Origin of the sequence: Neotamlana nanhaiensis, from assembly GCF_000943555.1 — a bacterium.
Lineage (GTDB): Bacteria > Bacteroidota > Bacteroidia > Flavobacteriales > Flavobacteriaceae > Neotamlana > Neotamlana nanhaiensis.
The window spans coordinates 25739-38614 of the sequence record NZ_JTDV01000014.1; the positions used below are offsets into that span (position 1 = coordinate 25739).

The 12876-nt window shown below is 34.6% G+C and carries 7 protein-coding genes; 3 read left to right on the plus strand and 4 right to left on the minus strand.

The window, feature by feature from the left end; all coding sequences use genetic code 11:
* Window positions 1-59: 59 nt before the first annotated feature.
* Both PK35_RS13910 and PK35_RS13920 read right to left on the minus strand, forming a co-directional pair.
* On the minus strand, window positions 60-1415 hold the full coding sequence (locus PK35_RS13910; RefSeq protein WP_044627181.1) for a UDP-N-acetylmuramate--L-alanine ligase: 1356 nt from the start codon (window positions 1413-1415) through the stop codon (window positions 60-62).
* A gap of 348 nt (window positions 1416-1763) precedes the next feature.
* On the minus strand, window positions 1764-2714 hold the full coding sequence (locus PK35_RS13920; RefSeq protein ID WP_044627183.1) for a tetratricopeptide repeat protein: 951 nt from the start codon (window positions 2712-2714) through the stop codon (window positions 1764-1766).
* Window positions 2715-2932: 218 nt separating this feature from the next.
* On the opposite strand from PK35_RS13920, the gene PK35_RS13925 reads away from it, so the two are divergent.
* From PK35_RS13925 to PK35_RS13935, 3 genes are read left to right on the plus strand one after another with little or no spacing between them, the layout of a single operon-like run.
* Window positions 2933-9289: an alpha-2-macroglobulin family protein gene (locus PK35_RS13925; RefSeq protein WP_044627184.1), complete on the plus strand. Its 6357-nt coding sequence runs from the start codon at window positions 2933-2935 to the stop codon at window positions 9287-9289.
* 42 nt (window positions 9290-9331) lie between these two features.
* Window positions 9332-9838 carry a hypothetical protein gene (locus PK35_RS13930; RefSeq protein ID WP_044627185.1) on the plus strand — a complete coding sequence of 169 codons (507 nt, stop codon included), beginning with the start codon at window positions 9332-9334 and terminating at the stop codon, window positions 9836-9838.
* Window positions 9835-11226 (plus strand): T9SS type A sorting domain-containing protein, encoded by a 1392-nt coding sequence (locus tag PK35_RS13935; RefSeq protein WP_044627186.1) that lies wholly within the window; start codon window positions 9835-9837, stop codon window positions 11224-11226. The genes PK35_RS13930 and PK35_RS13935 overlap by 4 nt, the downstream gene beginning before the upstream one ends.
* A gap of 244 nt (window positions 11227-11470) precedes the next feature.
* Here PK35_RS13935 and PK35_RS13940 read toward each other — a convergent pair whose 3' ends face one another.
* Together PK35_RS13940 and PK35_RS13945 are read right to left on the minus strand one after the other, a co-directional pair.
* Window positions 11471-12196: an SDR family oxidoreductase gene (locus PK35_RS13940; RefSeq protein ID WP_238320923.1), complete on the minus strand. Its 726-nt coding sequence runs from the start codon at window positions 12194-12196 to the stop codon at window positions 11471-11473.
* Between the two features lie 88 nt (window positions 12197-12284).
* A complete protein-coding gene (locus PK35_RS13945; RefSeq protein WP_044627187.1) occupies window positions 12285-12806 on the minus strand; it encodes a DUF4136 domain-containing protein in 522 nt (173 codons plus the stop codon).
* Window positions 12807-12876 lie beyond the last annotated feature (70 nt).

Genomic DNA, 12876 nt, shown 5'->3' on the forward strand with positions numbered 1-12876 from the left:
AAGCAAAACTTCAATTCGATAAGATCCTGAATCAAGTTCAGGATGACAAAATCAATCAATCAATCAATCAATTTTGTAACTGCATCAAAGTCAAGTCCGCCATAATTACCAGAACTCATTAAAAGCAATGATTTATTATCAAAATTCTGATAGAATAAATAATTTTTAAAATCGTCTGGATTGGTATAAATAATTAAATCGTCGCGTTTAAAAGCATCAGCAATTTGCTGTTCACTAACGGCATCAAGCTTTTTAATTTCAACGGCATGCGGACTGTAAAACACCACAGCTACATCGGCCGTATCAAGTGCGCCTTTGTATTCTTTTAAAAACTCAGCATTTAAACTGCTATAAGTATGCAGTTCTAAGCACGCTACCAAAGTTCGGTTAGCATATTGCTCTTTTACCGCTTTTGTTGTCGCCGCAACTTTACTCGGTGAATGTGCAAAATCTTTATACGCAACGCTCGTGCTACTTTCGGCTATTTTTTCTAAACGCTTACTCGCACCTTTAAAGGTTGCAATGGCTTCGTAAAAATCGTCTTCATCAATTCCCATGTGCTGACAAATCCATTTCGCACCCGCTAAATTATTAAGGTTGTGTTTACCAAAAACTTCAATTGGCATTGGGCCTTCAGGTGTTTCTAGTAAAGTTTCGCCATCCTCAACGGTATATTCTGGGGTTTGATAAGCTATTTTGCGTATTGGGTTTGCACTAGCTTCTACCACACGTTTTACTTCGGCATCTTCTTCGTTGTAGTTTATACTTCCCCCTAAAACAATTGAATCGACAAATATTTTAAACTGTTCTACATAATTCTCGTAGGTTGGAAACACGTTTATATGATCCCAAGCAATACCACTTAACAACGCAATATTAGGTTTATACAAATGAAATTTTGGTCGGCGATCTATTGGCGAACTTAAATATTCGTCGCCTTCAAGTACTATAAAATCATTTTCTTCGGTGAGTTTTACCATCACATCGAAACCTTCTAATTGCGCACCAACCATAAAATCGACGTCGCGATCGTGATAATGCATAACGTGTAAAATCATAGAAGTAATGGTGGTTTTTCCGTGACTCCCACCAATAACTACACGCGTTTTGTTTTTAGATTGCTCGTATAAAAACTCGGGGTAACTGTAAATTTTAAGTCCTAATTTTTGTGCTTTTAGTAATTCAGGATTATCGGCTTTAGCATGCATCCCTAAAACCACGGCATCTATATTTGCTGTGATCTTTTCTGGATACCAGCCAAACGTTTCAGGTAACAAGCCTTTAGCTTGTAAACGCGTTTTTGAAGGATCGAAAATAACATCGTCGCTACCCGTAACTTGGTAACCTTTATTGTGCAATGCAATGGCTAAATTGTGCATAGCAGCACCACCAATGGCTATAAAATGTACATTCATAAAGCAAATATCAGTTTATAAGCTTAAATCTCAAAGTTTATACTTTTATTTTTTAAAACCATCTGTTTTTAGAAATTTAATAAAAATTACACGTGTACAACTTGAAAACACCAAAATAATAGCACTGTCGAAAGGTCTCCAAATTCCCTTATTTAAATTGGGTTTAGACTGCACTTCTTTAGATATGTTTTTATATTTTTTTAGAAAAGAGAAAGGAAATAAATTGAATTTAAGTTAATAAAAACTTGCCATTGGGTTAGTGCGTTAGGGATTGCAGCGGTATCCTTATTTTGAAGTATGAAAAAAAAGATTTAGCGAAAAGCCCGACCTGCAAGGGAACGGCCATATTTACAACTTTAAGATATTTTGTTTATGAATTTTAAAAACATCTATTTTAGGCAATTCTGCAATTGCTAATTCTATGTATTTTAAGGCTTGCTCTTTATTTTGTTTATGATAGTGAATTTGCGCCAAACGGTAATTAGCCCAGGCTTTTGGTACGCCATCTTCGGCTGAATAATTTTTAAGATAAACCTTTAAGCAATGTTCACCTTTTTGCAACGCTATGTTGTATTGAGCCGATACTTTACCTATTTGATAATGCAAGGCGTTACGCGGGTGTTTTTGGTGTGCTTTCTCAAGGTTTTTAATGGCTTTTTCTGGCTTGTTTGATTTTTCATAAAACGTGGTGAGTTTCTCAAAACAAACTAACGATCCGCCTTCTGTTATCGCTTTTTTATAAAATGTTTCGGCAAGTTCGGGTTTATCGTCGTATTCATAAACATAACCCTTTGCCAAATAACCATCAACCTTCGAAAGCGCTTCTAACTCGTTAGCATACGCCAAGGCTTTACTAGAACTTCCTCCAAAAATTGCGGGCAATTGCATGTACAATTCCACCAAAGCCCAACGCGTATTAATGTGATTTTCATCGAGTTTAGCTGCCGTTAAAAACGCTTCTTTTATATCGCCTACATAAGCTATTGCCTTAAACTTGTTTTGCAAGGCTATCATACCTAAACTGCCACCATATTTATAATGATAATTAGCATTTGTACTGTTTAATCGCACTAATTTTTCGTAAATAGTTTTGGCATTTTCCCATTGCTCTTGGTAGGCATAAGCATCACCTAAAAACTCCAAAGCCTCCTGATTTTCTCGGTCTTGTTTTAGGTGATTTTTTAAAATGATTTCCGCTTTGTTGTACTGCTTTTTATTGAAAAATGCATCAATGCTTTCTATATTTAACTGCGAAAACATTGTTAACGGACAAAGCAATAAAAGCAGCAAATTTTTCATAAGGTTTGGGTCGAAAAACTGTAGAAATACTTTCAATATCTAAGCAAAATACATCACTTAAGAAAGTAAATATGGTACGAAATTAACTATAATTTAAATAATTTTGAAGCTTAGTTGACTCGAAAAATCGATATATTCACTCACCCAACGAAAGCATTTACTAATTTATGGTTTTTTGGAATGGCTTTTGATTTTAATTTTAAGACAAATTAAACCACATGAAACAGACACTTACTTTTTTAATGATTATACTTTTTGCAAATGTTGCATCGGCGCAACATGAACATTATACCGATTTATGGGAAAAAGTTGAACAACTTGAAGCTGATGGTTTACCAAAATCGGCTTTAAAAGTAGTTGAAACTATTGCTAAAAAAGCAAAAAAAACTAGCAATACACCTCAACTCATAAAAACCATGCTTTTTAAAAGTAAGTTTGCTCTTATTTTAGAAGAAGATGCACAACTTAAAATAATTAACGACTTTAAAACTGAAATTGCTGAAAGCAAATTTCCAACAAAAAATGTATTAAAAAGTCTTCTTGCCAATCTGTATTGGCAATACTTTAAACAAAACCGATGGAAATTTTACAACCGCACTAAAACCAGCGAAAAAGTTGATACATCCGACTTTAGAACTTGGGATTTACAAACACTTTTTAATGAGATTCATCTTCATTATCAAAATTCATTAGCAAGCGGATTAATGCTTCAGCAGGAGAAACTAAGCGATTTTGATGCCATTTTAAACCTTCAAAAAGATTCAAAAAAGTATCGTCCTACGCTATTCGATTTCTTAAGCCACGAAGCACTCGATTTTTACAAAACCAACGAAACACACATTACCAAACCAGCATTTAAATTTGAAATTGATAATCCTGATTTTTTAGCAGATGCAAAAACCTTTTCTGAAATAAAAATAACTTCAAAAGATTCGACTTCGCTTCAATTAAACGCTTTAAAAATTTATCAAGATTTAATTCAGTTTCATTTAAAAGATAATACGCCTTATGCTGTAGCAGATGTTGACATTCAACGCTTAAAATTTATAAATCAACAGGCCACTTTCAGCAATAAAGAAACGCTTTTTTTAAACGCACTTGAAGCGGGAAAAAACCAACACAAACTCCACGAAGCTTCTGGACTATACGCTTTTGAAATTGCTAATCTTTACTTTCAACAAAGCCAAAAATACGAAGCTAAAACCTCCGAAGATTTTAGATGGAAAGCCAAAGATGCCATTGGTATTTGCGACCAAGTTATCGCGAAATTCCCTGAAAGTCACGGTACCGAAAAATGTATTGCTTTAAAACAAACCATTGAATCGCAATCCTTAAGAATTACTTCCGAAAGTTATTTACCAATTCAAAAGCATGCTAAGATTTTAGTTGATTATAAAAATATCGATGCTTTAAATTTTAAACTTTTTAAATTAAAAAGAAAAGAACTTGAAACATTTGAAAAAACATACCGTAAAGAAGATAAACTAGATTTTATAAAAAAATTAAACGCTAATAAATCTTGGGAAAGTGTTTTAAAAAACGAAAACGATTACCAACAACACAGTACCGAAATTTTAATACCAAAACTAGTTGGTGGCGATTATTTAATGTATGCCGAAGTAAAAAACAATCCTGAAACTTTCGCTTTTGCAACAGTGCAAATTACCAATTTGGCTGTAGTTGAAACCGAAACAAACACGCAAAAAATATTTCAAATTATTAATAGAAATAACGGCGCTCCTATAAAAAATACGAGTGTTGCTTTGCGTTATACAGAAAGAAATTCGCAAGCCATTAATACCGATAATTATACAACCAACGCTAACGGCGAAATACGCATTGAAAAAACTAACGACTGGTATCAAAATGTTGCTTTAAAAATAACCAATAGTAACGAAACCGCTTATTTTGGTAAATACTATATAAACTCCAGCTACCAAGAACCTCGCGAAAAAACGCAACACAAAGCTTTTGTTTTTACTGATAGAAGCATTTACCGCCCAGGACAAACCGTATTTTTTAAGGCCATTGCTTTAAAATCTAAAAACAATAAATCTGAAGTAGTTAACAACGAACCCGTTTACGCCGAACTTTATAATGTAAATGATGAAAAAATTGCAGAGTTAGAATTTAGGACTAATGATTTTGGTTCTGTTTCAGGTGAATTTATATTACCTAACACTGGCTTAAACGGAGAATATCACATTAAGTTTAATGGCAAAAACAAAAACCTTTTCACCAATCAGTATTTTTCTGTTGAAGAATACAAACGTCCTAAGTTTAAAACCGAATTTAAACCTGTTACGGACACTTATAAAATTAACGATTCGGTAACTGTAATAGGTAACGCACTTGCCTATGCTGGTAGCAATATTACCAATGCAAAAGTGGTTTATCGCGTACACCGAAAGGTACAATATCCGCGTTGGTTTTTTTGGCACAGACCTTATTATAACAGTGAACCTCAAGAAATTACGCATGGTGAAACAATTACAAACGAAAAAGGAGAATTTGAGATTACCTTTAAAGCGCTTCCTGACCAAAGTGTAGATAAAAACAATTTACCCATTTTTAATTACGAAATCACTGCCGATGTTACCGATTTAAATGGTGAAACACGCAGTGCAACCACCATTGTAAATGTAGGTTATCATGCGCTAACCGCAAATATAACTATTGATGCTTTACTTGATAAAAGCAAAAAAAATCATCGCATTTCAATTGAAACCAAAAACCTAAACGGCGAGTTTGTTCCCGCTAATGGCATTATAAAAATTCACAAATTAACGGCTCCTAAAACGGTCTTGAGGCAACGTCCTTGGAAAGCTCCCGATTATCAAGAATTCTCGAAAGAAGCTTATAAAAACCTGTTTCCGCATGAGGCTTATAACAACGAACAAAATCCAGATGCTTGGGAAAAAGGTGATTTAGTTTTTAGTAAAAATTTCGATACCGATAAATCTAAAAATATCGCTTTAGGCAAATTAAAAAAATGGAAATCGGGCTTATATATCGTTACTTTAGAAACAAAAGATAAATTCGGACAACACGTTAAAGATGAAGTAAGAACTACCTTGTACAGCGAAAATGATGCTTCGCTTGCCGATAATCAATTATTCAGTATAACTTCAAATAAACCAAATTACAAAGTTGGCGAAACCGCTGTGATTACTTTGGCTACAGCTGCCGAAAATCTTTCGGTTACTGTTCGTATTGAAAAAGATAAAAAGATTGTAAAAACGGAAATCATTCAGCTTAATAACAACAAAAAACGCATTTCAATTCCAGTTGAAAGCAACGATGTTGGTGGTTTTGTGGTGCACTACAGTTTTGCAGCTTTCAACAGTTATAAATCTGGTTCAACAACTATTTCGGTACCATATCCTAAAACCGATTTAAACATTGAAACCACAACCTTTCGCGATAAATTACAACCTGGAACCAACGAAACTTGGAGCTTCAAAATAAAAGGACTACAAGGCGAAAAAGTAAGCGCTGAAATATTAGCTAGCATGTACGATGCGTCGCTAGATCAATTTCAGCCGCACGATTGGTACTTTAACCCTAACTATTCTCCTACTTATTATTCGAGATGTAACACAAGAGCTTATAACAGTTTTAATAACACTAATTTTCAAGTGTATCATTTCAATCCCCAAAAAAGCTATCCGCAACAATATTATGATAAATTGAATTGGTTTGGGTTTAGACTAAACTTTAACAAATGGCGCTATGATAATTATGTTAAAAACTTAAGACTGAAATTGGAGACTTCTTACGATTCTAAATTAAAAGATGGATTTATTTCAGGAACTGTTCAAGACGAAAATGGATCCCCTATCCCAGGTGTTAATGTTATTATAAAAGGCACTAGTAATGGTGTGTCAACAGATTTTGATGGAAACTATAGTATTGAAGCATCAAAAAAACAAACATTAATTTTTAGTTTTTTAGGGTATAACACCAGAGAAATTAACGTAAAAAATTATAATAAAATTAATGTTACTTTATCAGAAGATAGTGCTAGCCTAGACGAAGTTGTAGTTGTTGGTTATGGCTTACAAAAAAGGGAATCTATCACTGGAGCGGCAGTGGCGATGGCTCCAGCTGAAGCCGAAGCGGATAACTTTAAATCTAACGAAACAGTTATTGAAGAAACTCAAAAAAAACCAAACAAAGAAAAACCAGAAACCTTCGACAACATTCAAATTCGTAAAAACCTGCAAGAAACGGCATTTTTCTTTCCGCAGTTACAAACCGATGAAGCTGGTAATATTAGCTTTAGTTTTACTACACCAGAAGCGTTAACGCAATGGAAATTGCAACTATTAGCGCACACCAAAACCTTAGAAAGTGCCACAAAAACATTAACCGCTGTTACCCAAAAAGAATTGATGGTGATACCAAACACGCCTCGTTTTTTAAGACATGGCGACAGCATTACCATTAGCACCAAAATCGCAAACCTAACCGACAAACAATTATCTGGAAAGGCGCATTTAGTGCTCACCGACGCTATTACAGGCGAAGACATTACTAAAGACCTTATCAGGTTGAGTGATGAGAAAACCTTTTCAGTTAACCCTAAAGCAAACACCCAAGTATCGTGGAATTTAACCATTCCTGACGATGTTGATGCCGTACAATATAAAATAATTGCAAAATCCGAAACGTTTAGTGATGGCGAGCAAAATGCATTGCCTGTGTTGAGCAACCGCATGTTAATTACCGAAACGCTTCCTATGTGGATTAAAAGCAACGAAACCAGAACCTTTACTTTAGATAAGTTAAAAACCAATACATCAGCAACACTAAAGCATCACAAATTAACTTTAGAAATCACCTCAAATCCTGCATGGTATGCAGTACAAGCACTGCCTTACCTTATGGAATATCCTTATGAGTGTAACGAACAAACCTTTAGTCGTTATTATGCCAATGCTTTGGCTAGTCATATAGCAAATTCAAACCCGCGCATTCAAGACGTGTTTAACCAATGGGCTAATGCCAATGCACTCATCAGTAATCTTGAAAAAAATGAAGAACTAAAATCTATTTTAATTCAAGAAACACCTTGGCTTCGCGATGCGCAAAACGAAACCGAGCAGAAAAAACGAATTGCCTTGCTATTCGACATGAATAAAATGACCAACGAATTGAAATCGGCAATAAATAAATTAAAATCCAACCAGTTGAATTCTGGAGCTTGGGCTTGGTTTAAAGGTGGTCGAGAAAATCGTTATATCACCCAACACATTATTTCTGGGTTTGGGCATCTTAAAAAACTTAATGTCAGTGGAATCGAAGCGTCGCAAATGATTGAAAATGCCATTAAATACCTCGATTCAGAATTCGTACAGGAATACAAAGACATCAGAAAATACAATTCTAAAGTAGATTTAAGTAAAGATCATTTAAGCTATACGCAACTTCAATATTTGTACATGAGAAGCTTCTTTCCTGAGATTGAAACATCAAAAGAGGTTGAAAAAATCATGGCATATTACCAAACGCAAATTCAAAAGTATTGGTTAAACCGAAGTTTATATGCTAAAGGCTTAATGACCTTAATTTCATTCAGAAATGGTGACAAAAACACCGCTTCAAAAATTTTAAAATCTTTAAAAGAAACGAGCATTTCCAATGACGAATTAGGCATGTACTGGAAATCAAACACCAACTCTTGGTTTTGGTATCAAGCGCCAATTGAAACACAAGCTCTTATGATTGAAGCTTTTTCTGAAGCAGGCGAGTCACTTTATGTCAAGCTGAGCACAGTCGAAGCTGAAAAGAAGCATCTCGAAACCATCGACAACCTAAAAATCTGGCTGCTTAAAAACAAACAAACTAATCGTTGGAAAACCACAAAAGCAACTACCGAAGCCGTTTATGCATTGCTACTTCAAGGCAGTGATTGGTTGAGTGTAAACGATGCCGTTGATGTTCTGGTTGGTAATAAAAAAATAGAAGCTAAAAAGCTAGAAAATGTAAAAGTTGAAGCTGGAACTGGTTATTTTAAAACCGCTTGGAATCCTTCGGAAATCACACCTGAAATGGCTAACGTTACATTGACCAAAAAAGGAAATGGTATTGCTTGGGGCGGATTATATTGGCAATATTTTGAAGATTTAGACAAAGTAACATCGGCAGAAACACCGTTAAGTCTTAAAAAGAAACTTTTCAAGAAAACAAATACGAGTTATGGCGAAGAAATCACCGAAATAACACCAAATACAACGTTAGAAGTAGGCGACTTGGTTCGTATTCGCATTGAGTTACGCAGCGATCGTGCTATGGAATTTATTCATATGAAAGACATGCGCGCTTCTGGTTTAGAACCTATAAATGTAATTTCGCAATATAAATGGCAAGATGGTTTAGGCTATTACGAAAGCACGAAAGATGCAAGCACCAATTTCTTTTTCGATTATTTACCAAAAGGCGTTTATGTTTTCGAGTACGATTTACGCGTAAATAACGCCGGTAATATGAGCAACGGCATCACCACGATACAAAGTATGTACGCACCAGAATTTAGTAGCCATAGTGAAGGTGTTAGAATAAATGTTAACTAAATTGATTAAATTTGCAGTGTATTCCGCCTTAAATCATTGATTTTGAATTGTTTTTTAAAACCAACCAGTTTCGCTATAAGTTCATATTTTATCGCATTAATTGTTGTGTCTTGTGGTGTAAAAAAGCAAAGCATTAAACCCAAAACCGAAACGGTTAGCGCACCTGCTAAATTGGTGTTTTTAAATTATTCCGTAAAAAAAACCGATGACATTTCTAAAAAAATACGATTCATTAATACAATCGTTACTAATGGTTCTGTAAAGAAAAAGTCTGAACAAGATTTAAGTGAAGGAAAATCTGGCGATTTAATTTGTAGTCAACTTGATAAACATTCAAATATTTTGCATCGTATTTTAGTAAAAAACCCGTTAAGCAAACTTATTGAATATGCAGATGAAGACAGAAAGCTTCAACTAAAAAAAGTTGACTTAGACAGTGCTCAATTGTCATTACGCCTTCAATTAAAACCTGAAACAAAATACATTTCTATTAGCGATTTCAAAACTAAAAAAACACTATTAGTTACTAATTTAAACCAACAACTATGAAACGTATTTTACTAGCTTCAACTCTAATTTTAGTATCATTAATTAGTAACAGTCAAAATTTTGAGGTAGAAACCTTAAAACTTTCGGGAGAGACAAACAAAAGAATTAATCTAGTTATTTTAAGCGAAGGTTACCAAAGTAGTGAATTCGATAAATTTAAAACCGATGCCACAAGTTTCATGACCGATATGTTTACACAATCGCCATTTAAAGAATACACCAACTATTTTAATGTTTATATTATTAAAGTTCCATCGAACGAAAGTGGATCAGATCACCCAGGAACCGCCAGCGACGTTTCCGAACCCGCTAGCCCAATTACCACTGCCGACACCTATTTTAATACTAGTTACGATAGTTTTGGCACACACCGTTTGCTTTATAGCTCGGACTACGCAACCATTAGTACCGTTTTAGCTAATAATTTCCCAGAATACGACCAAAGCATTGTTTTAGTTAACTCTGATGTTTATGGCGGTAGCGGAGGTACTTTTCCGTTTACCTCAACAGGTACCAGTGCTAACGAAATTGCAATCCATGAATTAGGACATTCTATGTTCGATTTAAAAGATGAATATTATCCTGGAGACGCATTAGCTGCCGAAGCTATTAACATGACACAAGAAACCAACCCCAGTTTAGTAAAATGGAAAAACTGGATTGGAACAAATAATATTGGTATTTATCCTTACGCAAGTTCAGGAAACGCAGCAAACTGGAATAGACCACACCAAACATGTAAAATGCGTTATTTGGGATATGATTTTTGTGCCGTTTGCAAAGAAGGAATGATTGAAAAAATACACGATTTAGTCGCTCCTATAGACAGTTACAACCCTGTTTCTAATACTTTAGAACCTAACACCTTTCCTGTAAACTTTGGCCTGAACTTAATTAAACCAGTACCTAATACTCTTGAAAGTACTTGGACACTAAATTCAAATAATGTAGCCAATAATGTAGATGAATTAGCTTTGGAAGCTTCAGATTTTAATGAAGGCGAAAACACCTTAACAGCCGTTGTATTTGATAATTCTCCGATGTTAAAAATTGATAATCATAATACAATTCATGCATCAACCGTTACTTGGAAAATTAATTATTCGTCCTTAGGTATTGAAGATATGACTACTAAGGAGAATAGTTTCAACATAGAAATGTATCCTAATCCAACTGAAAACACGATCAATTTTACTTTTAAAAACAGAAATAATTCAACTTTAAAAATTGAAATCGCCACTATTGATGGTAAAATAATAAATAGTACTTCGGTTGCTAATCTTGAAACCAAAAGCATCGATATAAGCCCATTGCAATCTGGTATTTATTTAGCTAATTTTTACACCGATAATGCATTTGTTGGTAGTAAAAAGATTGTAAAGCAGTGATGACACGAACGAAGCAACTTTTCCTTAATAATAAACACGTTTATGTCTTCCTGAACTTATTTCACGATCTCATCACTCCTATTTACATTGTGACAATTTGAGACTCATCAGTTGTATCTCCTTGTGAATGACAGCTCAACTTTATTTCACTTTAAACTAAAAAAAAACAGCTAATTTTATCCGCCAAAGCGCAATCAAAACCTAATTATAATTGAGATTTGTTTCAACTGCACTTTAGCTGACACTACTTCTTAGGTGGCATTGTTGGGCGAACTTCAACCTTACTTGGTAAGGTTCTTGGGTTCATTTTTAATAAACCAACCACGATTTCACCAATGTCTTCTCCTTGAATTTTCCAAGCATCGGCGTCACTTGGTGTATGATTATTAAAATGTGTAGATACCGATCCTGGCATAATCGTACTCACTTTAATATTGTGCTGACGTAAATCGAGCATAACCGCTTGTGTAAAGCCTGTTACACCAAACTTACTAGCATTGTAGGCAGATCCGTTTGCAAAAAAGTTAGTTCCTGCTAAACTGGAAATAGAAATAAAATAACCTTCAGACTGCTTTAATGCTTCAACGCTAGATTTTATACTATAAAACACACCTGTTAAGTTGGTTTCAATGGTGTCGCGCCATTGCTCTGTAGTTATTTCTTCAATACTTGCAAAATGCCCTACACCGGCATTGGCAATCACAATATCTAATTGTTTAAAATGCGATAATGTTTGCGCTACGGCTTGTTGCTGACTTTCATAATCTTTTACATCTGCTTCAATACCAATTGCTTTGGCATCAGTTTTTTTATTAGCATTTAAAGCGTTTGCTGCTTTAACTGCCGAAGCTTCACTCCTGCTCGTTATAGCGACGTTTACACCTTCGTTTAATAAGGTTAACGCGGTAGCGAAACCTATACCTTTTGTTCCGCCCGTAATTAAGGCTGTTTTATTTTTTATAGAATTCAAAGTTGTTTGTTTTTTGTTGTTAGTATAAAAATACATAACATAAATTAGCATAAAAAACAATACGGAATACTTAACGAAACTTTATAAATTATATTTCGGGAGGATAACTTGCTAAAACTTTTTGGGCAACGGCGTTAAAAAGTGCTTCTCTTTTTTCGGGTGTAGCATTTGGAGCTATTTTAGTTTCAGTAACCGCCTGCCAAAAAAGTTGCTTTTTGTTTTCGTCTACAAAATCGATCGTAATTTGCCTGTTTACTTGAGCTTGACCAACGGGAATACCAATAGAAATACCGCCACCAACGTTACCACCGCCACCGCCAACTCCTACGCCAACAGTATTACGTTGTTGTTGCTGAAATTCAGAACTTGAAATATCAATAAAAAAATCAGGATTTTCAACCAAAGTCAACCCTTTACTCGTCATGGTCGAATCTATGGCATCGAGTAAGCGTTTTGTGTCCAACTCGCTTAAACCAGTATCCATATCGGCGTAATAGTTGTAGGTTTTATAAGAAGAAAAAGCTGTAGTTTTATCATAGTCGTAGTTCACACGAATGGGTGCGCATGCTACAATCAAAAATAACAAAGCACCTATTTTAAGACATTTCATAACTTATTTTTTAAATAAAAATACGCAAAAATTATTCCATCGCTAAAATTGAAATCTAATATTTTGATAG